Origin of the sequence: Pseudomonas sp. 273 (assembly GCF_029201425.1) — a bacterium.
GTDB classification, from domain to species: Bacteria; Pseudomonadota; Gammaproteobacteria; order Pseudomonadales; family Pseudomonadaceae; genus Pseudomonas; species Pseudomonas delhiensis.
Genome location: NZ_CP116775.1, coordinates 2,045,191 through 2,067,100, shown reverse-complemented (window position 1 = coordinate 2,067,100; position 21,910 = coordinate 2,045,191). Strand labels below are relative to the sequence as shown.

General features: G+C 58.9%; 21 protein-coding genes and 2 pseudogenes. 4 read left to right on the top strand and 19 right to left on the bottom strand.

Going from position 1 to position 21,910, the window contains the following annotated elements; genetic code table 11:
• Nucleotides 1-76 precede the first annotated feature (76 nt).
• The 19 genes and pseudogenes from dmpG to PKO50_RS09930 all read right to left on the bottom strand — a co-directional run bounded on the left by dmpG (nucleotide 77) and on the right by PKO50_RS09930 (nucleotide 19,224).
• On the bottom strand, nucleotides 77-1,129 hold the full coding sequence (gene dmpG / locus PKO50_RS10020; RefSeq protein ID WP_275630457.1) for a 4-hydroxy-2-oxovalerate aldolase: 1,053 nt from the start codon (nucleotides 1,127-1,129) through the stop codon (nucleotides 77-79).
• A gap of 10 nt (nucleotides 1,130-1,139) precedes the next feature.
• A pseudogene (locus tag PKO50_RS10015) lies at nucleotides 1,140-2,085 on the bottom strand (acetaldehyde dehydrogenase (acetylating)).
• Nucleotides 2,086-2,098: 13 nt separating this feature from the next.
• Nucleotides 2,099-2,886 (bottom strand): annotated as a pseudogene (locus tag PKO50_RS10010) (fumarylacetoacetate hydrolase family protein).
• A 10-nt stretch (nucleotides 2,887-2,896) separates the two neighbouring features.
• Nucleotides 2,897-3,763, bottom strand: coding sequence for an alpha/beta fold hydrolase (locus PKO50_RS10005; RefSeq protein ID WP_275629568.1), 867 nt, complete (start codon nucleotides 3,761-3,763; stop codon nucleotides 2,897-2,899).
• Between the two features lie 117 nt (nucleotides 3,764-3,880).
• Nucleotides 3,881-4,504, bottom strand: a complete 624-nt coding sequence (locus tag PKO50_RS10000) for a TetR/AcrR family transcriptional regulator (RefSeq protein ID WP_249919411.1) — start codon at nucleotides 4,502-4,504, stop codon at nucleotides 3,881-3,883.
• A 123-nt stretch (nucleotides 4,505-4,627) separates the two neighbouring features.
• Complete coding sequence (locus PKO50_RS09995) at nucleotides 4,628-5,362, bottom strand: class II aldolase/adducin family protein (RefSeq protein ID WP_249919410.1); 735 nt, start codon at nucleotides 5,360-5,362, stop codon at nucleotides 4,628-4,630.
• Nucleotides 5,359-5,715: a non-heme iron oxygenase ferredoxin subunit gene (locus tag PKO50_RS09990; protein WP_249919409.1), complete on the bottom strand. Its 357-nt coding sequence runs from the start codon at nucleotides 5,713-5,715 to the stop codon at nucleotides 5,359-5,361. The genes PKO50_RS09995 and PKO50_RS09990 overlap by 4 nt, the downstream gene beginning before the upstream one ends.
• Nucleotides 5,716-5,725: 10 nt before the next feature.
• Nucleotides 5,726-6,499: an SDR family oxidoreductase gene (locus PKO50_RS09985; protein ID WP_249920234.1), complete on the bottom strand. Its 774-nt coding sequence runs from the start codon at nucleotides 6,497-6,499 to the stop codon at nucleotides 5,726-5,728.
• Nucleotides 6,500-6,501: 2 nt separating this feature from the next.
• Entirely contained in the window at nucleotides 6,502-7,440 is a 939-nt protein-coding gene (locus PKO50_RS09980; protein ID WP_275629567.1) for a VOC family protein, read from the bottom strand.
• 12 nt (nucleotides 7,441-7,452) lie between these two features.
• Nucleotides 7,453-7,998 (bottom strand): aromatic-ring-hydroxylating dioxygenase subunit beta, encoded by a 546-nt coding sequence (locus PKO50_RS09975; protein WP_249919407.1) that lies wholly within the window; start codon nucleotides 7,996-7,998, stop codon nucleotides 7,453-7,455.
• Between the two features lie 10 nt (nucleotides 7,999-8,008).
• On the bottom strand, nucleotides 8,009-9,313 hold the full coding sequence (locus tag PKO50_RS09970) for an aromatic ring-hydroxylating dioxygenase subunit alpha (RefSeq protein ID WP_249919406.1): 1,305 nt from the start codon (nucleotides 9,311-9,313) through the stop codon (nucleotides 8,009-8,011).
• A 32-nt stretch (nucleotides 9,314-9,345) separates the two neighbouring features.
• Nucleotides 9,346-10,554, bottom strand: coding sequence for an FAD-dependent oxidoreductase (locus PKO50_RS09965; protein ID WP_275629566.1), 1,209 nt, complete (start codon nucleotides 10,552-10,554; stop codon nucleotides 9,346-9,348).
• A gap of 180 nt (nucleotides 10,555-10,734) precedes the next feature.
• Nucleotides 10,735-12,684, bottom strand: a complete 1,950-nt coding sequence (gene prpE, locus PKO50_RS09960; protein WP_275629565.1) for a propionate--CoA ligase — start codon at nucleotides 12,682-12,684, stop codon at nucleotides 10,735-10,737.
• Between the two features lie 77 nt (nucleotides 12,685-12,761).
• Entirely contained in the window at nucleotides 12,762-14,111 is a 1,350-nt protein-coding gene (locus tag PKO50_RS09955; protein WP_275629564.1) for an outer membrane protein transport protein, read from the bottom strand.
• Between the two features lie 50 nt (nucleotides 14,112-14,161).
• A complete protein-coding gene (locus PKO50_RS09950) occupies nucleotides 14,162-15,211 on the bottom strand; it encodes a 2Fe-2S iron-sulfur cluster-binding protein (RefSeq protein WP_275629563.1) in 1,050 nt (349 codons plus the stop codon).
• Between the two features lie 25 nt (nucleotides 15,212-15,236).
• Entirely contained in the window at nucleotides 15,237-15,731 is a 495-nt protein-coding gene (gene styC, locus PKO50_RS09945; RefSeq protein ID WP_275629562.1) for a styrene-oxide isomerase StyC, read from the bottom strand.
• A gap of 16 nt (nucleotides 15,732-15,747) precedes the next feature.
• Nucleotides 15,748-16,878: an alkane 1-monooxygenase gene (locus PKO50_RS09940; protein ID WP_249919400.1), complete on the bottom strand. Its 1,131-nt coding sequence runs from the start codon at nucleotides 16,876-16,878 to the stop codon at nucleotides 15,748-15,750.
• Between the two features lie 54 nt (nucleotides 16,879-16,932).
• The gene (locus tag PKO50_RS09935) at nucleotides 16,933-18,417 is read right to left on the bottom strand and encodes an aldehyde dehydrogenase family protein (RefSeq protein WP_275629561.1); all 1,485 of its coding nucleotides are present in this window, start codon (nucleotides 18,415-18,417) and stop codon (nucleotides 16,933-16,935) included.
• A 48-nt stretch (nucleotides 18,418-18,465) separates the two neighbouring features.
• Nucleotides 18,466-19,224, bottom strand: coding sequence for a glucose 1-dehydrogenase (locus tag PKO50_RS09930; protein ID WP_275629560.1), 759 nt, complete (start codon nucleotides 19,222-19,224; stop codon nucleotides 18,466-18,468).
• A gap of 257 nt (nucleotides 19,225-19,481) precedes the next feature.
• On the opposite strand from PKO50_RS09930, the gene PKO50_RS09925 reads away from it, so the two are divergent.
• The 4 genes from PKO50_RS09925 to PKO50_RS09910 all read left to right on the top strand — a co-directional run bounded on the left by PKO50_RS09925 (nucleotide 19,482) and on the right by PKO50_RS09910 (nucleotide 21,904).
• Nucleotides 19,482-20,144, top strand: a complete 663-nt coding sequence (locus PKO50_RS09925) for a dienelactone hydrolase family protein (protein ID WP_275629559.1) — start codon at nucleotides 19,482-19,484, stop codon at nucleotides 20,142-20,144.
• Between the two features lie 164 nt (nucleotides 20,145-20,308).
• Complete coding sequence (locus PKO50_RS09920) at nucleotides 20,309-20,593, top strand: LysR family transcriptional regulator (protein WP_275629558.1); 285 nt, start codon at nucleotides 20,309-20,311, stop codon at nucleotides 20,591-20,593.
• On the top strand, nucleotides 20,482-21,207 hold the full coding sequence (locus PKO50_RS09915; RefSeq protein ID WP_275629557.1) for a LysR family substrate-binding domain-containing protein: 726 nt from the start codon (nucleotides 20,482-20,484) through the stop codon (nucleotides 21,205-21,207). The genes PKO50_RS09920 and PKO50_RS09915 overlap by 112 nt, the downstream gene beginning before the upstream one ends.
• A gap of 487 nt (nucleotides 21,208-21,694) precedes the next feature.
• Nucleotides 21,695-21,904: an AlpA family transcriptional regulator gene (locus PKO50_RS09910; RefSeq protein WP_249919395.1), complete on the top strand. Its 210-nt coding sequence runs from the start codon at nucleotides 21,695-21,697 to the stop codon at nucleotides 21,902-21,904.
• Nucleotides 21,905-21,910: the final 6 nt, after the last annotated feature.

Genomic DNA, 21,910 nt, shown 5'->3' with positions numbered 1-21,910 from the left:
AAACAGAAAGTGTTAAGCAAGGTGCCCCGAGAAAGTCTCCGCGAGGCACCTGACAACAAGAACGATGGTTGGTCTACTAAAAAACAACTGCCGACGTCGTCCTTCGTGTTGCTCTTGAAACCAGATCCAGTGCGACGTCCACGATCATGTCTTCCTGGCCACCGACCATGCGACGCCTGCCTAGCTCGACCAAGATATCGAAGGCATCCAGACCGTACTTCTGCGCCGCCGCCTCGGTATGGCGCAGGAAGCTCGAATAGACTCCCGCATACCCCAGCGCGAGCGTTTCCCTGTCCACACGCACGGGCCGCTCCTGCAGTGGCCGGACGATTTCCTCCGCAGCATCGATCAGCTTGCGCACGTCGCAGCCGTGATTCAGCCCCATGCGGTCTACCGCGGCGATGAATACCTCCAGGGGCGCATTGCCGGCGCCCGCCCCCATGCCAGTCAAGCTGGCATCGATACGATCGCAACCATGCTCCAGGGCGACGATCGAGTTGGCCACACCCAGGCTCAGGTTATGGTGGGCATGCATGCCGGTCTGGGTAGCCGGATCCAGCACATCCTTGAGCGCCTTAAAGCGATCGGCGATGTCGTACATGTTCATCGCGCCGCCGGAATCGACGACGTAGATGCACTGTGCGCCATAGCTCTCCATCTTTTTCGCTTCGGTAGCCAAGGCTGCCGGGGTGGTCATGTGGCTCATCATCAAAAAGCCCACCGTGTCCATACCCAGCTTGCGGGCATACTCGATATGCTGCTGAGAAATGTCGGCCTCGGTGCAGTGAGTCGCGACACGGACAACGCTCGCCCCCGCCACATGTGCGTTCTTCAAGTCATGAACAGTGCCGATTCCCGGCAGCAATAGCGTGGCGATCTTTGCTCGTCTTACCGTGGCTGCGACACGTTCGATCCATTCCAGATCCGTGTGTGCACCGAACCCATAATTGAACGACGAGCCCTGCAGCCCGTCGCCATGGGCGACTTCAATACTGTCCACTCCAGCCTCATCCAGTGCTCTGGCGATGCGCTCGGCGTCGGCCAAGCTGTACTGGTGGCGAACAGCGTGCATACCATCACGTAGGGTCACGTCGGAGACGTAGATCTTCTTGCTGCTATCGAACATGATCGTTTCCTCCTTACGCTGCCACCAACTGGCGAGCGGCGATGCGCTCGGCCGTCGCCAATGCCGCGCTGGTCATGATGTCCAGATTGCCGGCATAGCTCGGCAGGTAGTGGCCTGCACCCTCGACTTCGAGGAATACCGAGACCTTGAGACGAGGCGCAGACACCACGCCTGTCTCCTGTTGTGGCATACGCCCATTGAATTCATCGAACTGCACAGATTGTTTGAGCCGGTAACCGGGCACATATGACGCCACCGCAGACGCCATGCGTTCGACCGACTCGACGATACCCTGCCGATCCGCATCCCCCGGTACCAGGCAGTAGACGGTGTCACGCATGATGAGTGGTGGTTCTGCCGGGTTGAGGATGATGATGGCCTTGCCGCGCCGGGCGCCTCCCACGCGAACGATGGCGTTGGAGGTGGTCTCGGTGAACTCGTCGATATTGGCGCGTGTACCTGGTCCGGCCGAACGGCTGGAAATGGAAGCAACGATCTCGGCATATTCGACCGACGCCACACGTGAAACAGCCGCAACGATGGGGATCGTCGCCTGCCCCCACAGGTCACCATATTGACGTTCGGCGCATCCAAGTGCTGATCGATATTCACCGCAGGCACCACGAACGGTCCGATCGCAGCAGGAGTCAGATCTATCACACATACCCCGTGTGGCCGCAGCAGTTGCTCATGACGCGCATGCGCGCCGGCGCTGGTGGCATCGAATACGAAACGGATAGAGCCGAAGTCGGGATGGGCTAGCAGGCCGTCGATGCCGGTGCTCACCGTGGGCACTCCCATTCGCTCGGCTCGCTTGAGACCATCGGACTCCGGATCAATACCGACAAAGGCCCCATTTTCAGGTGTTTACCATGGCGCAGTATCTTCACCATCAGATCGGTACCGATGTTGCCCGAGCCAATGATGGCCACCGCGCTCTTGTCATCATGTAGTTGCATGAGAGGAACTCCTTCAGGAGAAAATCGCCCGTACCGGAGCGAAGCCTTCGATCGACGCCGTGTAGGTCTGGCCAGCCTCAACTGCGACCATTGGCCCCAGCGCACCAGTCAGCACCACGTCTCCGGCGCGCAGTGGCGTACCGACCCGAACCAGGGTGTCGGCCAGCCAGCGCGCGGCATTCAGGGGTTGCCCAGGCATGCGGCGCCAACGCCCTGAGATACGGCTTCGGAACTGCGAGTCATGCGCATCGACAAGCCGGCCAGGTCAAGCCTCGACAACCCGACAGGCTGGGTGCCAAGTACGAACAAGCCTGAGGAAGCATTGTCGGCCACGGTGTCGACGAAACGGATGTTCCAGTCGGCGATTCGGCTGTCCACCACCTCGATTGCCGCCAACGCATAGGCCGTCGCGCCGATCAGATCGGCGACCGTGTGCCGTTCGTGGTTGAGGTCGTGCTCGAGCACCAGCGCAATCTCAGCCTCGACCTTCGGCTGTAGAAGACGCCTGATGTCGATCAGTTCGCCATCGACGATCGCCATGTCATCCAGCAGCGTGCCGAAGTCTGGCCGGTCAACATCCAGTTGTTTCTGTACAACCGGAGAGGTCAGACCGATCTTGCGGCCGACAATACGCCGGCCAGCCAGCACCTGACGCTGGACGTTCGCCTGCTGCACCGCATAGGCCAATTCGGCCTGGTCAATCTCGCTACGCCCCTCAAAATGTTCCCGTACGGGTGAGCAGGGTTGCTTTTGCTGCTGCGCATTCCACAGCAGGTTCGCCATCACGTTGGTTTCGCTCATGGCACGCTCCTCACTCAACTTGGCCGGTCTGGAAAAACCGGACTGCCAGGGCGTTGAACTCGTCGATCGCCTCATACTGCGGCCAGTGCGCCGAATCGCCCTTGACGAAGTACAGGATGCTGCCTGGCACCCTGGCCTGAGCCGCCTTGACCGACTCGGTATCATGGATGGGGTTGTCGTGCGTCCACAGGAACAATGTTCCGGCCGGCAGCTTCTCCAGTGGGATAAGATAGTCATCGTGGTGCGCAAGGATCTCGTTCAACTTTGGCAACACCGCTCGACTTTCCGGCTGCAGGTAGATGCGCAGCCGCAAGTTGATGAGCTCATCGTCCACCAGTTGGCGATTGCTGGGGTGCATCAGCCAATGCAGGCGTGCCTGCACCGACTCATACGTCGGAGTGTTGTCGATGTTGCGTCGGTTCAATGCGATGAACTGCTTCAGGTCTTCACGGCCTTTCTCAGTCACGATTGGAATGCCGCCAGCTGTATTGAGCATCAACCGTCCTACCCTATGCGGATAAGCAGCAGCGAAGTGGCCAGAAACCCAACCGCCAAGCGACTCACCCGAGAGATGCGCCTTTTCGATGCCGAGGGCATCCATCAACTCACCGAGCTGTTCGGCCAGCATTAGCGGGCTGTAGTCTCGAACCGGTTTACTCGATAAACCGTGCCCTACGTAGTCGAAGGCAACGACATGGAAATCCCTCGATAACGGAACCAGATTCTTTGCGTAGGCCTCCAGGTGGCCATTGATGCCATGCAGGAAAATGATTGTTTCGGGATTCCCTTTGCCTGCCTCAGCGACACGGATCGTGCCAAAGCTTTTGGTATCGACGAAACGGACTTCCGCGCCAAGCAAATCAAGCCAAAGACTCATAAACACCTCTTGATAAAAACTGCACGCACGACGACACCGCCCCTGCTGAAAACACAATGGCAGTGTGAGTTGTTGATGAAATGGAATGCCGACGAAGCCGGCGATATGGTGCTGCGGCTAGCGCTTGCTTGTGTGCTGGTCTATGAACGCGCGCGCGATCTTCGACCATTGCTCGAATGTGAAGCGGGCGTAATCCGGGTCGTTGCGCAGGAAGCGTCGGATTGTCATGCCGCGATAGACGCTCTGGGTAATGTTCAGGATGGTTCGTGCGGGCTCTTCGTCCAGACCGGAACGGAGCAACGCATCTAACCATGCCTTCTCGATGGGTAAGCGATACTTGCGAGAAATCGCACGCACCTTCTTCCGCAGCTCGGGCTCGCTCTCGCCCAAGTTCAGAAGAGACATGGCAATAGTAAAGTTCGGCCCCAGATAGAACTTGGCCGAGTCTTGCATCAGAGCATCCAGCACATCCTCGGAATCCAGGTTCTCGATGACTTTTATGCTGGCCTCTGTCGACGCCTGATACAACGTTTCCAATGCCGCCAGAACAAGACTTTCCTTGGTCGGGAAATGATGCGACTGAGCCCCTCGCGATACCTTGGCGGCAATCGCTACCTTGTCGACTCGGAATCCTGCATAGCCGTTGTGCGAGAGTTCGCTGACCGCAGCCTCCAGGATTCGGGAGCGTGTTTCTTCGCGCCTTTCGGCCTGGGTTCGGCGTTGCGCGGGACTTTTTGCCATCGAAGCTCAGAGTGTCTAAGGAAATTGATGCGGATAATACAATACTCTTACCCTCAATTAAGCGGCAAGCACGAACCCCCTGTCCTGCTATCGTCGTGGCCAGGCCATAACATACCTTGTATGTCATGACCGACTCCCCCATCGTGGCGCTGGGAATTCGGCCTCGCCGCTCATGTACTCTGGATCATCCTCAGCCAGGAAATCCCATAGCCGCTCAAAGACAGCTCCCGAGCTGACCTGTCTCACACTGACTTCCTCCTCGGTCAGGGAAGCATCATCACACTCGGCATCCGCAGTCATGGAACGCACCAGTGTTTCGATCCGGGCAGCATCTTCCAGGCACCAAGCAAACCCAGCAGCCAGCTCAATGCTTGGGCCAACAGTCACCGCACCATTGGCCCGCATGACCAAGGATGGGGCATCGCCAAGAAGAGCCGCCAACTCCCCAGCCAGACCGTCGTCCCGCAACAGTCGCGGATCATCCCAGAGACGGCACGCAGCATTGAATGCCCCCACACCATGGCGTGGCCTAGGCACACAACGCAGCGTAGACAGCGCCATCACATGTGGGGGCATGACGCGACAAACGCCACCTACATCAGCGCGGAGCCGATAGATCTGCTGGTGGATGCGAACTTCGCCCAGCACACCGGGCGGCAGCGGGCCCTCGATCGGTACGATGGTCCCCGGCTCGCCGACACCGATCCGGCCCATGGGTCGGGAAGCACACACCAGGAAGGACTCGGTGTCGATCCGGGCACTGCAGTGTCCCCACGCCTGCACTAGACCGTGTCGGGCCAGTGCACGCGACGCCACACGCACGCGACGCTCAAGAACGGAAATTTCGACGCTACTCATACAGGGTGAGCCCCTGCGTCGACGAAGATCCGCCCACCGTCGACCTTTACCGGCCAGCTGCGCAGCGGGTGCTCGCAAGGCATCGCGCAGGCATTCCCGGTGCGAATGTCAAAGCGTCCGAAATGCCAACTGCACTCGACCTCGTAGCCATCGAGCGAACCATCTTCCGACAAGGACGCCTCGCCATGGGAGCAGATGTCGTCTGTGGCGAAAAACTCTCCATTGACACAGTAGATCGCCACAGCATGGCCAGATGGCAGCTTAGCGCGAAAAATCTCGCCCTCCGCCACCTCATCGGCCGCACACAGATCCACTAGGCCAGTTAGGTCAACCGTCTTGATGATGCTATTCATCTCACTGCCCTCACAGCATTGCGCTACCGCCGTTGACACTGATCACCTGCCCAGTGACAAAAGCCGCCTCCGGCAGCGCCAGGTAGCCAACCATCGAGGCAACCTCTTCGATCTCCCCCACCCGCCCCATCGGAATTACATCCAGAAATCGCTGGGCAAGCTCGGGGTTGGAGTTCCTCACCCTGACCCACACTTCTGTGTTCACGGCGCACGGTGCGACAGTGTTCACGGTAATGCTCTGGCGAGCGAACTCACGGGCCAGCCCGGTGGTCAATCCGTGCATGCCTCCCTTCGCGGCGTTGTATGCTGCGTGGTCCGGCAAGCCATTGCGTACCGAGTCGGCACCGATGTTGATGATCCGACCATACTGGCGAGTGACCATGTCCGGCAGGAACACCCGGCAGCACCACAACGCGGTCCACAGGTTGCGATCGATGGTCGCTTTCAGGGTTTCCGACGTGTGCTCCAGGAAGGGCCGAATCACCCCTCCCCCAGCGCAGTTAACTAATATCTGCGCCGAGCCGAAGTATTCGACGGTGGCCTGGTGCAACGCCTGGGCCCCACGCTCTTCGGACAGATCGGCAGCGTGGACCGCTATGGAGTCCTCATAGATCCCGGCCAGACGTTCACGCACCGAGGTGAGACCTAATTCATCGATGTCCGAGGCGACGACCCTGGCACCAAGGGCCAGCAGGCGCTCGACGATGCCCAGGCCGATGCCATGGGCACCGCCGGTGACCACCGCGACCTGTCCCTCCAGTGGTGGCGCTGTTCTGTCTTGCACGTTCAAGCCACGACCCTCTTCACACTCGGAGTGGGTGTCGGCTCCCGCTCGATCGGACCACTGCGACCAAACTGTCCATCCGGCACCGCTCCCCATACATCAAGCGACTCGGGTACGGGCTCCAGGTAGCGCGGCGGACGAGCGCCATGTTCGGCGAACTCTTCCATGCCAAAGCTGTATTCCACGGTGACTCCGTCGGGATCGAGGAAGTAGAAGAAGACGCTGTCCGACGGCGGGTGCCGGCCGGGGCCAAAGACCACCTTGATGTCGTGCTGCTTGATGCGATACAGCGCCTTACCGATGTCGTCGATGTCCGTGACCATGAAGTTGACATGGTGGAAATGGCTGCTGCTTGCAGGACCGACCGCGAAGGTGTGATGGAATGGGTTGGGATGGCAGCGCATGAATACGATGCGGTCTTCAATCAAGTCCGAAATCCGGAAACCGAAGTCGTTGACCAGAGAATCACGAGATGCCTCGAAGTTCTCGCTGCCGATCACGACATGACCGATGCGCGCGATCTTGGCCACTGTGGGCACGAACGGCCGGCTGAGGTGCATATTCCCAACAAACAGTTCGAACAAAAGCCCGCTGTGACGTTCACGCACGCGGAATCCTATACCCTGTCGCAGCTGCTTGCTCTCTTCCGCGGGCACCCAAACCGGCTTCATGCCAATCCGATCGAAATGCTCGAAAGCAGCGTGCACATCGCTGTCCTGCTCCAGCTCGAAACCTACTCGTTTGAGTCCGTGCCCGGGTGCCTGGTAGAGCAGGAAGTTGTGGTGGTCACGACTGCAGCGCAGATAGGCGATATCGCTATCCTGCTGCACGACATCGAGACCAACGATGTCACGGTAGAACGCCACCGACCTTGAAAGGTCGGTCACGTTGATCGCGGCATAACCTAGTTTCTTGTAGCGGAAGGGAAGTGTGATATCCATCGGTGCTCTCCGTTACAGAATGATGCTGACCCGGCCATGCGGGCGCAGCGCTTCAAGATCCAGGAAACAGCGTTTCTCGACGATGCGCAGTTGCCCCTCAATACGTCGCAGCCGGTAGTGCGTACTGCCGACGTAGGCATCGTTACTGCCGAACTTCATGCGATATGTAATGAAGGCTGCCGCCACCCGAATCTCTTCGGCATCGGCCGCGAGAATGCGAACGTTGCCAACCAGATGGCGCGTGCGTGAGCGCGGGTACTCGGAGTGGGCGGTCTTCTTCATCAGCCGGATCACCCGCTCGCGCAGGCGCACGGCGTCGTCGGCGATGTAGAACAGGCTGTCGTCGGCGCTGGCGGTGCGCGGCAGGTCGGTCGACGGTACGAAGTAGCTGCAGTCCTCGGTGAACAGGGCCAGCCAGTCGTGCAACTGCCAGGTATCCAGCAGTTCGGCCTCGTGGTAGAGCAAGTCCTCCACTTCGCCGCGGCTAACGTAGGCGGTGAAGTCCTGGGACGACGGGATGCGCAGGGGTTCTTTCTTCTCTAGGGCAACGGCACTCATCGGCGTGTCCTCAGGCGACGGCTATGGAAGGGATGCGCTGCACGCCGGTATCCGGCGTAGGCGCGCCACCGATGAACTGGTTCCAGCGCGTCCAGAAGGCGCGCATCTGCAGTTCGTCGTCGTAGTTGGGCGTTTCCTTGCCCATCCCCTTGGAGATGTCGCTCCAGGGCACCAGCCGGTAGTTGTTGAAGCCGTTCTGGCAGGACTCCAGCGCCTCGACGTCGTCCGGGGTGGCGAAGCCGCCCGGGCCGAGGAACTCCAGGAAGTTGCTGAGGCGGAACTTGCGCGCCCAGTCCGACTCCTCGTTCGGCGCCAGCGACCAGCCGTTGACCAGCATGTAGTTCGGTGCCTGCGGATAGAAGGTGCGCACCGTGATGGCCATGATGTCGTTGATGACCAGGTTGGGGAAAATCAGCAGGTTGCGGTTCTTGTGCGCCATGCGATCAGCCATTTCCTCGCCGTGCAGCTCGACCAAGCGTGCGTAGATGCGGTCGATCTCCTGCTTGCCCTCCTCGCCCCAGAGCGGGATCCAAGAGGCAATCGGCCGGCCCCAGGGCGCGGTATACTCGAGCACCGCATGGCCATTGCCGAGGTCGATGCTCTTGCCTTCGAGCTTGGTACTGGACAGCCCGCCGTTGGTGTTCTTCAGGTAGTCGAGGTAGGTCGCGTGGGTACTGACGGCGTGATAGCCGTCGACGCTGTTCTCGACCAGCAGCTTCCAGTTCGCGCGGATGGCGTACTCCTGGGTGCCGCTGGAGATGCCCATGCCGCTCTCGGAATACCTGGACACCAGGTCGAGATACTCCTTGGCGCCCGCCAGGTAATCAGGCAATGGCTCCACCTCGGCATTGAAGCTGACGAAGCAGAAGCCGGCATAGACATCGAAGCGCGGCACCGGCACCAGGTTGCCCATTCCACTGGCGATGAAGTCGGCGCCGTAGCGTTCCTTGCCCGGCTGGCTCTTCAGGTTGCCATCGCAACCGAAGACCCAGCCATGGTAGAAGCACTGGAAGTTCTTGGAGTTGCCCGAGCGCTCACGGCAGACGGTGGCGCCACGGTGCGGGCAGGTGTTGAAGAAGGCGTTGATCGTATTGTCCGTACCCATGGTCACCAACAGGTTGCGACGTGCGATCGTGCGCGTGACGAAGTCACCCGGCTTGTTGAACTCGGATACGTGGCCGACGTACAGCCAGCACCGATCGAAGATCTTCTCGTACTCCTGGACCAAGACCTCTTCGCTGACGAAAGACTCGCGGGCCACGCGAAAATGGAGATTCTTTTCGTCAATCTCCACCAGGTTCTTGTCGTTGTTCATGGTGTTTTCCTCGTAGTTCAAGCTGCTTGTATTCACACGGCACAGTCGCGTAATGGAATGGAAGGATCGGCCAGCCGCTGCGGATCGACGATCCCGCCCTGCTTCATCCAGCGGCGGGCCACGGCCATGTCTTTCGGGGAGTTGACCGTCGCGCAACCGATAACCCGCTGGTTGGTGTCGAGCCGGAAAATGCTGAAGGCGTCGCCGTGCTCATCGCCACGAATGACCCGCCGCCCCTGGGTCGCGTCGCCGACGACCTGCAGGTTGATCGGCCCCTGGTCGGACCAGAACCAGACAGGCGCGTCGTAGGGAAGCTCCTCCCCCAGAAGGTTCCTGACCAGGTTCAGCGCGTGATCCTGAGCATTGGCCCAGGTTTCGATGCGCCCGAAACCACCGCCATTGGGCTGCGAGGCGATGTCGCCCGTGGCGAAGATGCCGGGAACTGGAGTCTGGCCGTACGCGTCGACTCGCACGCCAGCGGCATCGGTGATGTCCAGATGCTCAAGACCCTCGATGTTCGGGGTCACGCCAATACCGACCAGCACGCTGTCCGCTGGTACGCTGCCGCCATCGGACAAACGCAGGCGGCCGCCGTCGAGCAGTTCGCCTACCGATACGCCATAGCGGATATCCACGCCATTGGCCCGGTGGGCCCGATCCAAGTAGGCGGAGACCGTCTCGTCCACGCTGCGAGCCATCAGCCGATCCGCAGCCTCGATCAGAGTCACCGGGCAGCCCAGCGCGCGCGCAGCGGCCGCGACTTCCAGCCCGATCACCCCTCCACCGACGATCACCAGCGGCTTGCCGGCTGCAAGGTCGGCACGCAGGCGAGCCGCATCCTCAAGCGTACGCAGGTAGTGGATCCGCTGCGCATCCCGTAAGGCCAGAGGCAGCTGGCGTGGCCGTACTCCTGCGGCGATCACCAGTCGATCGAACTCGACCTGGCGGCCGTCATCCAGGGTGACGCTACGCACCTGGCCATCGACCCCGACCACCTTGTGTCCGAGCTCCAGGCGGATCCGCTGATACTCGTAGTCGGCCCGTGTCTTGATCGATCGATGACCGGTCGCCTCAGTACGCAGCATTTCCTTGGATAGCTGCGGCCGCTCGTATGGCAAGTGGCTCTCTTCGCCCACCACAGTGACCTCGCCGTCGAATCCAGCGCGGCGAAGGCCGAAGGCCACCGTCGCTCCGGCCTGACCGGCACCGATAATCACGATTCTGCTGATGTCTGCGCCCATCGGGTTGACCATCCTCTTCCGGTTGCATTGCGCCCATTGTTCGCGGGCATCGCCATTCAAAATATAAACAGACTATCTTGTCTGTTTTATGAGTCAAATCATCATCCCTCTCGATCTACCTGTCAACTCACTGCTTGACGACCATCTGCCGCTGGAACTCTTGAAACGGAGCCTTGGCCATCAGGCTCCCACGTCGGGGCCGCGCGCCAGGGCATTGCGAATCTCATTGAGGGCGCCGGGATCATCCAGCGTAGACAAGTCGCCCGGATCCGCATCCAGCGCCAGGGCCAGCAACGACCGACGCAGCAATTTGCCGGAACGCGTCTTCGGCAACGCATTGACGATGTACACTCGCGCCGGCCGCGCTATTGCGCCCAGACGACTCTCCACCACCTGGCGTATTTCCAGCGCGGCGTCCTGGCGCTGTGGCTCATCGAGTGCGGGCTTACGCAGGGTGGCGAAAACGATGGGCACCTGCCCCTTGACCTCGTCGGGTACACCGATAACAGCTGCCTCGGCGACTTGGCGGGCCTCGGCAACGGACTCCTCGATCTCGCGCGTTCCCAGACGATGGCCGGCGACGTTGATGACATCGTCGGTGCGCCCGAGAATGTAGGTGTAACCGTCTTCGTCCTGGATAGCCCAATCCAGCGAGCTGTAGACCTGCTCCTTGAAGTGCCCGAAATAGCTGGTGCGGTAGCGCTCGTCATCTCGCCAGATGGTCGTCATGAAGCCCGGCGGCAACGGCAGCTCGAAGACCAGCACGCCTTTCTGGTTGGCGGCGACGGGCTCGCCGCTATGCTCGTCGACCACCTTCATCCTGTAGCCCAGGTTCGGCAGGCCGGGTGAGCCGAACTTCACGGGTTTCATCTCCAGGCCGGGCTGAAGGGTGATCGCCGGCCAGCCGGTCTCGGTTTGCCAGTAGTTGTCGATCACCGGCTTGCCGAGTGCCCCGGTAATCCAGTTGGCAGTCGGTTCGTCCAGCGGCTCTCCGGCCAGGAACAAGTAGCTCAAGGCGCTCAAATCGTAACGTTCAATGGCGTCGACATCGAACTTCTTCAGCACACGAACAGCCGTCGGCGAGGAAAACATCGTCCGCACCGAGTATTTCTCGCATAGCGACCACCAGATGCCGGCATCTGGGTGAGTGGGTAGTCCCTCGTACAACAACGAAGTCGCCCCGACGATCAACGGGCCGTAAACATTGTAGGAATGCCCGACCGCCCAACCGACATCCGACGTCGAGAACATCACCTGGCCGGGGGCAACGTCAAAAACCGTTTCCATCGACAATGCCAAGGCAACCGCATAGCCACCGACATCGCGCTGTACGCCCTTGGGTCTGCCGGTAGTGCCGGAGGTATAGAGCAGGTAGCTGGGTTCGTTCGACTCCAACCACTCTACCGGCACCTCTGTCTCGCCTACGGCGGCTCGCAGACTCTCATAATCTTCATCACGCCCCAACACGCAGGCCAGCTCCGGCTGCAAACCGCGGGATACTATCAATACCTTCGCTGGCGGCGATTTCGACTCCGCACAGGCCAGGTCCACCAGAGGCTTGTAAGGAATGATCCGACCACCGCGCATACCTGCATCGGCGGTGATCAGCAGCTTGGGCTGTGAATCGTCAATGCGCGTCGCCAAATTGTGTGCCGCGAAACCACCGAAAACGACCGAATGAATCGCCCCAATACGTGCGCAGGCCAGCATGGCGAAAACGGCCTCGGCCATGTTTGGCATATAGATGACAACACGGTCCCCCTTGCCTACGCCGAGCCGCTTGATCACCGCAGCGAAGGCATTGACCTCTCGGAACAGCTGCGCATAGGTGATTTCCCGAGTACTTCCCGTCTCCGAGGAAACTGCAATCAACGCCAGCTGTTCGGCACGCTCCGGCAAGTGACGGTCAAGCGCATTGAAGCAGAGGTTGGTTTTCCCCCCCACGAACCACTGCCGGAAAGGTGGGTTTGACGCCTGGAGGATTTGCTGCGGCGGAACATGCCAATGGATACGCTGCGCCTGTTGGGCCCAAAAACGCTCTGGATCGTCGACGGAGCAACGGTATAGATTAAGATAGCGATCTTCCTCTCCCGTCATATCCGGACTGACCAATACATTCGAAAAGTTCATGTTCCTTTTCTCTCCAACTGAATGAACAGGCTTTGTCGCTGTGGCCTAGAAGCTCTTGGTATAAGCAATCGATGCGGCTATCTGCGAATGCGAGACTTCGATAGGCTTGTCGGTAATCGGCAAGCTGTCATTGGAAACTTTCTTTTTGAATCCGTAGGCCAGAGAGAAGTCGATCGCGTCCTCAGGACTGAAGGCGTATTGCCCCCCCCAGTGAGATTGGTAGTAGGTGTCGAAGGAATGATCGGCAATGTGCCACCCGAAGGACTTGCCAATTGGGCATAGTGCACACCTGCACGGAAGGTCCAGTTTTCACTGTAGCGATATTGCCCCCCCAATGAGTACACATTAGTGTCTCGATAGTTGAATGGCACTTTCAAATCGAGCGTATCACCCGTACCAGATTGCTTGAAGTGCACATTGATATCCTCCATGACATCGCTCCAATAAACGCGTTTGTAGTCGAAGGCAAAAGCCAGTTTATCGCTGAACTCATGACCGATCCCGACCACCAAGTATGCCGGCGTTTCGAAATTGCGCAGCTTGGCCTTTCCGGCAAGTGGAATATTACCTGCAACAGCACTCACGGCTGTTAGATCGGCATTACCGGATAGATCCCCTACATGGGTTTTGAAGTTATATGCGAGCCCAAGTTGTGTTTGCGAACTCAATTGATAGGTCAGACCAAGCCGACCGCCCACCCCCCACGAATCCACACCGCCACCACTAGCACGGTGATTGTTGGTTTCCAGATACCCTGCCGATAACTCAGGCACACTCAGCAAGGCCGGCATCAGCGAGCCAGACACCCTCTGCTGTCCAGCCAACGTGCCGATTTGCGAGGTATCCAACAGGAACCCCAGATTCACCGATGTCCACACTGCGTCCAGCGAAGCCCCGACGGACAGTTTTTCATTCACTTGATAGGCCACAGAGAATGGGATCCGCAGCACCAGTAGTCGGGAGTAACTATCCAGCCCTGTATCAAGATTGTTGGTGGAGGTACGAGAGAGAAAACTGCTGTCTCCGAACTGGGTTCCAACACCATCGGAGGCGAAGGCGCCAACTCCCAGTGCATACCGGTCGCCACGCCAAACGAAAGATAGCTCGGGCCCTATGTAAGGCCCGTTATTTCGCCCATGACTATGGGAATCAGCGTTCTCTCCCGTGGCAGTATTCTTGACTTCCAAATCCGCGGAAACAATGTCCATGCCCACACCCAGGTGCGCCCCATCCTGCATCTGAGTTAGTGTCGCCGGATTCAGCAACATCCCCTGCGATCCAATATTGAAAGCCGCACCAATCCCCCCCATACCTTGGGAAACCGGTCCAGCACCAACGAGATTGAAAGCATCTGTTGCACACGCAAAACTAGAGTACAAGCAAGTAAAAAAGCCGCACACACCAAGGCTGTGAATTGATCTTTTCATCAATTAGTCCTTATTTTTATTTTACTGAATTTTTAATCTAGGAATTAACTCTAGGAATCTCGGCCATCCGTAAACTTATCGTAATAAATACTTTCCAGCGCTATGCCATGCTCCATAAGTCGTGCGATGGCCGCGTCGATCATCGGCGGAGGTCCACACAGGTAGCCTTCCGCCCCCCCGCAGAAATCCACGGGAATATGTTCGGTCACCAGGCCACGAGCCCCCGTCCAATTGCTGTATTCCGGCTCATGTGACAACACTGGAATGAAACGAAACTCACCCTGCCAATTGGCGGCGATATTGCTGATGGCATCGAGCTGATACAGATCGCCTTGGGTTCGTGCGCCAAACAACAATGTGCAGTCGCGTTTGATACGATTCACTCGGGCATGCTCAAGAATGCTGACCAGTGGTGCCAATCCGCTGCCGCCAGCAATGCATACCATCGGCGCATCGCCGCCATGCAAATGGAAGGTGCCCTGGGGCGCTTCCATCTCCAGAGGCTGGCCATCCAGTTCACCACGGAACAAAGCTTCGGTGAACTCGCCCCCTGGAACCTTGCGGATATAGAACTCAAGGACGTTTCTACCTTTACGCTGCGGCGCGTTGGCGAATGAATAGCAGCGAAAACGTGGCGAGCCCGGAACGCGCACATTCGCATACTGGCCGGCCAGGTAATGAACCGGCCGATCGGTCTGGATGGTCACCTTGAGAATGTCATGGGTGAGCGGCTCGGTTGCCACGATGGTGGCAGCGAACTGCTCGACTGGCGGCAAGTCAGCCGACGGCGGGTCGATCTCGACCACGGTGAACTCGTCACGCGGGAACGCCTGGCAGGCCAGGATATAGCCCGCATCCAGCTCCGCCTTGGACAGGGTGTAGCCGAACGGCGTCGCCTCCCGGACACGCCCCTGTTTCAGACGTGTCTTGCACGAGGCACAGGTGCCCACCGTACAGTCGTGCGGATAGGCGATGCCATTGGCCAGCGCGGCCTCCAGCAGCGTCTGTCCCGGCTCGAGCACGATCGTCACGTCCTGGGGCAGGATCTGCACTTGCTTCGGCGTTGCCTTGCCGAAGATGGATTGAAAGAAACTTCGCATTGAGCCCCCTTGGGAGATATACCGGTCACGCGGGACGCTGCAGGGCCTGTCTGGCCAGCACGCCCACGACGACGATGGAAACGACAGCGAACACCAGGGCCGGCAGCAGGCCAATCACCGATGCTAGGTTGGCGGCCCCCAGACGGTTGTCCGCAAAGGTCAGCGCCCGGTTGGGGGCGAACAGCGCAGCGGCATAGAACAGGGTGTTCGCCCAGCCGATCCCGATGATCCATCCGCCCAGTTGCCCCGCCCTGTGGGCGGGCAACTCCAGAACGGGCAGAGACAGGGCCAGCAGAACGATCAGGAACGCATTGAGCAACTGCCCGATGTGAAAGCGCACCCAGCCATCGCTGCTGCCGGGAAGCTCCAGCGCTACCAGCCTGCCGGGGAACACCTCCAGCCCGCCGATCAGGCTGACCAGCAGCCCTACTCCGGCCAGCAGGCCGACCAGCAGTATCAGCAGGCCGTGCCCTATCATCCGCTTCTGAATTACCCGCAGCAGGGGCTTTTCCTGGTTCATGGATTAGTCCGCTCGCTCAACCATGCGCCAACTTAGGTTCGTCAGGACGCGTTCCACGCCCACTCTGGTCATCGAACCAGTCTTCCCATCCCGCGCGCTGATTCTGCTCCTGCGCTAGGCGCCGCTCGGCCGAAGAGGCGTACTCGTTGTCCCAGCGCTTGAGTGCCGGCTTGATGATCGCGCCGTACCACAAAGGCGGGATGAACCCTGACAGGAAGCAGACGATGATGCTCGGCATGATGATCGCCTCACGATCCGGCACCAGCTTGTAGTACGGGATGTAGGAGTTGAGGTGATGATCCGCGTGGTTGGTGATCTCGAACGCGTACAGGCGCGAGAGCGTGCCATAGTGGTTCCAGACGTGCCGTTTCTCGATGGGCATGCCGACCACACGAACCTGGCCGAAGTGCTGGTAGTAGTTGAACGCTTCAACCCAGAACCGCGCGATGATCATCGAGATCGCGCACAAGCCGACTGCCATCCAGCCGCCAAGGGCGTAGATGGCGCCCAGGAACACCACGATGGCCAGCAACGCGCGCCAGACCGAATGGCGAATCGAATAGCGACCGAAGCCGCGCTTCTCCAGGTTGTCCGCGTCCAGCTTCAATTCCCACCGCACGGACTCGACCATCGAGCGGGCGACGAACCGGTACAGGTTGGTGCCACGTGGTGCGGTATCGATATCCTCGGTAGTACCCACGTCGCGGTGGTGGCCGACCACGTGCACTTCCATGCGCATGACATCGAGAAACACGATCTGCCCATAGCGCCCCGCGAAACGGGCCAGCCGTCCACGCGAATGATACAACTCATGAGTCGCCGGAACGCCGGGCACCACCGACAGCCACGCCAGCCCCAGCACACCCGCCGCCATTTCCAATCCACTCAGGCCGTTATTCGCTACCGACCAGGCGAAGACGAAATACATGACAGGCAACAGCAGCGTCGAGATCCAGACCGGCAGATAGGCCCAGAAATGGCTCTTCATCCTGCGCTCCGACAGATCGAGCGGCAGCAGGGCGTCGAGGATGGCGATGGCCGGAAACGCGCCGATTGCGATCCAGGTGTAATGGCCACCCTGATAAAACCCCAGGATCGCCAGGACTTGCACCAGAGGTGCGAAGTAGTACTTGATGTATTCCCACATGATCGGTCTCCTTAAGCGGACGTGACGTCCTCGCACGCGAGGGCGGGATAGCGTTCAGTCATCGAGCAATGCGCAGACCGTCTTGGTCTCCGTGTAGGCCGACAGCCCCTCCTCCGAGACTTCGCGGCCCCAGCCCGACTGCTTGAATCCTCCGAACGGCGCGGCCGGATCAATCACGCCATGGCAGTTGATCCACACCGAACCCGCCTGGAGGCGATGCGCGACCCGGTGCGCCTTCTTGATGTCTCGCGTCCAGATGTTGGCGGCCAGGCCGTAGGTGGTGTCGTTGGCTAGCCGGATCGCCTCGGCCTCATCCTTGAAGCGGATGACGCTGACAACAGGCCCGAAAATTTCCTCTTGAGCGATCCTCATCGACGGGTCAGCGTCGGCAAAGACGGTGGGCTGCAGGAAGTAGCCCTTGTCTCCGACAGCCTGTCCGCCACAGACCAACCTAGCCCCCTGCTCTACCCCAGACCGTACGTAACCCAGTACCCGCTCCTGTTGTTTGCGGGATACCAGTGGTCCTAGCATGGTGTCAGGCTCCAGGCCGTTGCCGACCTTGAATTGCCCGGCAGCGGCAGCAACGGACTCGACCACTTGGTCATACACACTGTCCTGGACAAGCAGCCGGCTTGCTGCGAAACAGATCTGCCCAGAGTTGAAGAAGACCGCGAGCGCGGCCCCCAGACCGACCTGATCCAGATCAGCGTCGGCGAAGACGATGCTCGGCGACTTGCCACCCAACTCCAGGGTGACTCGCTTCATGTTGCCCAGTGCGTACTCGACAATCTTCTTGCCTACCACCGTCGAACCGGTGAAGGTGATCTTGTCCACGCCTGGATGACGCGCCAACGCCTCGCCAGCCTCGTGTCCGTATCCGTTGACGATGTTCAGTGCGCCTTCCGGCAGGCCAGCCTCCAGGCACAACTCGGCAAGTCGGAGCGTGCTCAGTGGAGTGAGCTCCGTGGGCTTGAGTACCATCGTGCAGCCGGCGGCCAGAGCCGAGGCGATCTTCCACGAGCCCAGTGCGAGCGGATAGTTCCACGGCGTAATGGCGCCGACGACACCAACTGGCTCGCGGCGGGTATAGGTGTGATATTCGCGACCATCGAACGAAACTGGAGGGGTCGTCCCCCCAAGCTTGGAACACCAGCCGCCCATATAGCGGAAAACATGTATCGTCGAAGTCAGATCGATGATCTTGGCGAACGATACAGCCTTGCCGGTATCCAGTGATTCCAGATACGCCAGCTCATCGGCATGCTCTTCAATCTTGCGTGCGATGTTCTCCAGAATCCGACCTCGGTCGATCGGTCGTATTTTTCGCCAGGCAGACGATTCGAAGGTAGTGCGGGCTACCCGTACTGCGTCATCGATATCCTCATGCCGGCCTCGCGGCACATGGGTGATGACCTCTTCGGTAGCAGGGTTCTCAACGGAGATGGTCTCGCCAGAGACCGCCTCCTTCCACTGTCCATTGATGAGGTTGCGACTGCGGAACCCGGCCGGGTCCGCAGCGAATTTCGAGCTAGCGCTCATAAGCTGACTCCAGAGTGCAAAGGGGATGAATGTCGTGAAGAACGGCGCTTAGAGGCTCATGTAAATGCCGCCATCCACCACGATGTTCTGCCCGTTGACATAGGAGGCTTCGTCGCTGGCCAGCCAGAGTGCCACCCCGGCGATATCCGACGGCACCTGGGGCCGATCGATCGCCCGCATGGAAGCGGAAACACCCTCGAACTGCTCATGCTGCTGGGTGTTGGCGAGCGCATTTTCCGAATGGGTGTAGCCAGGAGAAATGGAGTTCACAGAGATCCCAGCCTTGGTCGCTGCGAACTCGCGCGCCATGGCGCGGGTCATCGCCGCGACGGCTCCCTTACTGGAAACGTAGTGCAACATGAAAGGCGCACCGATGTGAGCGATCACCGATGCGATGTTGATGATCCTCCCACCACCGCCCTCGCGCATCGCGGCTGACACCGCACTGCTGCACAGCCAGGGCCCTTTGACGTTGACGCTGTAGAGCTTGTCCCAATCTGCAACCGAGATCGATTCCATTGGGACATAGTTGAGGCCAGTGAAGATACCGGCATTGTTGACCAGCACGTCGATCCTGCCGAAGCGGTCCAGTGCAGCCTTGGCCATCTGCCGAGAGCTGTCAGGATCAGAGACATCGGTGAAGACGCCCAGTGCGACCTCCTCACCAAGCTCTGCCGCAGCTGCCTCGGCCCCTTTCACATCAGCAATGACCACCTTCGCGCCTTCCGCAAGGTAAGAACGCGCGATAGCGTTGCCAATCCCGGTTGCCGCGCCAGTTACGATCGCGACCTTGTCTTTCAGTCTCATGGCAGTCTCCATTGATTGTTTTTGTACCCTGCTGCGGAGATAATACAGACAGTCTGGTTTGTTTCTTTGTTGGCGGAATCATCCTGCTGAAGAACGTCTGAGTCAACGATTTTTTGTGGAGCGAGAGGGGCAAAGCCGTGGAGGCGCTAGCCCCCACGCCATAGGCAACCGAGATGTAGAGCAACCTGAGCAATGGCTGCCGCTATGGTCAGCGCACCATCAACGAAACCGTAACTGCTAACAAGAACGAGGTCCCGATGAGTCACTGGATTACGATGGTTACCCCCCACGGCCCAATGAACGGATGGTCTGCTGAGCCCGACGACAAGCCCATAGGCGGTGTGGTTCTGGTCCACGAGATATCCGGCGTCAATGACGACATGCGACAGATCGCCGAACGATACGCTGAGGACGGCTACCTGACGGTCGTCCCCGCACTCTTCGACAAAATCCAGCGCGAAGTCGAACTCGGCTACGCCTCTGAGGAAGTCCTGCTGGGCAGCAGGCTGGCTACCGAGATCGGTCTGGAAACGGCCGCTGAATTGGTTGCGACTGCCGTAGACGCAATAGCCCATGCTGGAAAGGTGGCAATCGTAGGCTACGGCTGGGGCGGGGTCGTAGCTCTTCAAGCAGCGCAAGCGCTATCGGCACCTTGCATCGTGTATCACAATGAGCAAGACGTCTTCGAGACCCATACTCGAATAAACATTCCACTACTCGTTCATTCAAGCAATAACATTCCAGGTAGCGCGCACCTGTGCCGCGAAAGAGCACCGAATATTCAAGTGCTGACCTACCCTGCGGAGAATGGCTTCTACAGAATAGGCGATATGCAGAACTATCATCCCGAAAGCGATGATTTGGCAATGCATAAGTCACTGGAATTTCTTGGTGTACATATTCGCAGAAACGAGTACTGAACAGACTCGCCGGCTGTATTCTCTGGAGTAAAAGCGGCTTCGCGCAAGGGCAGTACCAAGGAACGGTCTCCCACACTACAAGAAATAGTTTCGACTGCAAGACCGAACAATAGTGCTCTGTCTCTACGGAAATATCCATAGGACAGTAAGGAGGCTGCTGGTATATGAGGATTCGTCACCTTCGCTATTTCCTGGTCGTCGCCGACGAACTTAGCTTCTCGCGAGCTGCCGCTAGGGTCCACATTGAGCCCTCCCCTCTGTCCCGCGCCATCAAAGAACTTGAGGCCGAGTTGGGAGTCCGCCTACTACAGCGAAACCGAGGGCGCATCAAGCTGACATGGGCAGGCGAAGTCTTCCGGGAAGAAGCTCGCCGCATGTTGACATTCATGGACGGTGCGCGAACGCGCGTACAGGCAGCCGCACGGGGATACCGGGGCGGCTGCGTATAGGCCTGACAGATAGCCTTGCACAACCCAGGCTCACCCGGTTGTTGGCCCGTTGCCGTGAAGAAGAACCACTGACCGAAGTGAAGATTATGGAAATGACCGTCAACGAAATGGTCAAGGCGCTGGGAGACGACCAGATCGATGCCGGCTTCACCGTACACACCGAAGTGAACGATGGGGTCGTAAAAGAAATCGTTTGGACGGATCGCCCGGCTATCGCTATTCCCAGGAACCACCCCCTCCTTAGCTTCGAAAAAATTCCTCTCGAAGAAGTCGCTCGGCACTCGTTGATACTTTGTGACCCCGATCAGTGCTCTGGAGGATACGATGTCATCTGCCGTTGGTTTTGCAAGTATACGTTACCGCTGCCCCCTATATCCGAATATGTCTCCGGACACGAGACGATGATGATGTTGGTAGCAGCGGGATATGGCATTGGTGTTGGACTAGCATCGCAAGTTACCCTATACAACCATCCCGATGTAATCATCCGGCCGGTGACAGACGATGTACCGAGCACTGCGATATTTCTTACCATGCTCGACAAGCCGCACTCCGAAGAGTTGAACAGGTTCATCACCCGAGCCCAGCAAGTTGGCAAACTTACAACCGCCTAAAACTTCCCGGAAGCGATCAGTATGGCCCTGGAAACCTCTACCGGGGTCCGCTCCTTTTTGTCAGGACACCAACCTCGATTGTCGCCTTGCCACTGGCTTATCGCTCAATCCACCCCCCGCATGAGACAGGCTGTCGCTGCGATTGGCCTGTACTACAGACGAGAATGACTCCCAGCTAAGAACGACTTTTTTCGTCATCAACATGACAAAAACGCACGCACGGTCATATTTCATTAGACACACAACTATGACGTTCTGTTTTTGATCTTGATCACGTTTAGAACGCTGCGATTAGTTGAGCGCCTGCGGGTCGGCTTGACGGTGTATGCCACCAACTCAGTAAAAGATCGGTTCCGCCCTATGTAACGGCGCGCCGAAAAATCCGGTGGTTAGTCGATCCCGATTGTTTGATGCGCTCAACGGAGTGACGCTCATCTACTACGGGCCACGCCTTTCGAGTGCTACCAAGCATTAAGGAGTGACCACCATGCCCACTGAGCAAACGCCTGTTGCAGAGCGCCGTATCCTCCGCCGCGCCGAAGTTGAAGCCAAGACCGGTATTAAGCGCGCGCACATTTACAACCTGATGAAGGTGGGAAAGTTCCCGAAAGCCAAACGCCTCGGCATCCGAGCGGTCGGCTGGGATTCCATCGAGATCGACGCCTGGATCGCTGAACGTCTCGAAGAGCGCGTTTGACGACGC

Excerpts from the sequence above, each read along its gene's own strand:
- PKO50_RS09915 (WP_275629557.1), top strand. The coding sequence starts at position 20,482 with ATGGGCAGGCGAAGTCTTCCGGGAAGAAGCTCGCCGCATGTTGACATT.
- PKO50_RS09980 (WP_275629567.1), bottom strand. The coding sequence starts at position 7,440 with ATGGATATCACACTTCCCTTCCGCTACAAGAAACTAGGTTATGCCGCG.
- PKO50_RS09950 (WP_275629563.1), bottom strand. The coding sequence starts at position 15,211 with ATGCGAAGTTTCTTTCAATCCATCTTCGGCAAGGCAACGCCGAAGCAA.
- PKO50_RS09975 (WP_249919407.1), bottom strand. The coding sequence starts at position 7,998 with ATGAGTGCCGTTGCCCTAGAGAAGAAAGAACCCCTGCGCATCCCGTCG.
- PKO50_RS09925 (WP_275629559.1), top strand. The coding sequence starts at position 19,482 with ATGAGTCACTGGATTACGATGGTTACCCCCCACGGCCCAATGAACGGA.
- prpE (WP_275629565.1), bottom strand. The coding sequence starts at position 12,684 with ATGAACTTTTCGAATGTATTGGTCAGTCCGGATATGACGGGAGAGGAA.
- PKO50_RS09920 (WP_275629558.1), top strand. The coding sequence starts at position 20,309 with ATGAGGATTCGTCACCTTCGCTATTTCCTGGTCGTCGCCGACGAACTT.
- PKO50_RS09990 (WP_249919409.1), bottom strand. The coding sequence starts at position 5,715 with ATGAATAGCATCATCAAGACGGTTGACCTAACTGGCCTAGTGGATCTG.
- PKO50_RS10000 (WP_249919411.1), bottom strand. The coding sequence starts at position 4,504 with ATGGCAAAAAGTCCCGCGCAACGCCGAACCCAGGCCGAAAGGCGCGAA.
- PKO50_RS09965 (WP_275629566.1), bottom strand. The coding sequence starts at position 10,554 with ATGGGCGCAGACATCAGCAGAATCGTGATTATCGGTGCCGGTCAGGCC.
- PKO50_RS09955 (WP_275629564.1), bottom strand. The coding sequence starts at position 14,111 with ATGAAAAGATCAATTCACAGCCTTGGTGTGTGCGGCTTTTTTACTTGC.
- PKO50_RS09910 (WP_249919395.1), top strand. The coding sequence starts at position 21,695 with ATGCCCACTGAGCAAACGCCTGTTGCAGAGCGCCGTATCCTCCGCCGC.
- PKO50_RS09930 (WP_275629560.1), bottom strand. The coding sequence starts at position 19,224 with ATGAGACTGAAAGACAAGGTCGCGATCGTAACTGGCGCGGCAACCGGG.
- PKO50_RS10005 (WP_275629568.1), bottom strand. The coding sequence starts at position 3,763 with ATGAGTCTTTGGCTTGATTTGCTTGGCGCGGAAGTCCGTTTCGTCGAT.
- PKO50_RS09935 (WP_275629561.1), bottom strand. The coding sequence starts at position 18,417 with ATGAGCGCTAGCTCGAAATTCGCTGCGGACCCGGCCGGGTTCCGCAGT.
- PKO50_RS09970 (WP_249919406.1), bottom strand. The coding sequence starts at position 9,313 with ATGAACAACGACAAGAACCTGGTGGAGATTGACGAAAAGAATCTCCAT.
- PKO50_RS09995 (WP_249919410.1), bottom strand. The coding sequence starts at position 5,362 with ATGAGTAGCGTCGAAATTTCCGTTCTTGAGCGTCGCGTGCGTGTGGCG.
- PKO50_RS09940 (WP_249919400.1), bottom strand. The coding sequence starts at position 16,878 with ATGTGGGAATACATCAAGTACTACTTCGCACCTCTGGTGCAAGTCCTG.
- styC (WP_275629562.1), bottom strand. The coding sequence starts at position 15,731 with ATGAACCAGGAAAAGCCCCTGCTGCGGGTAATTCAGAAGCGGATGATA.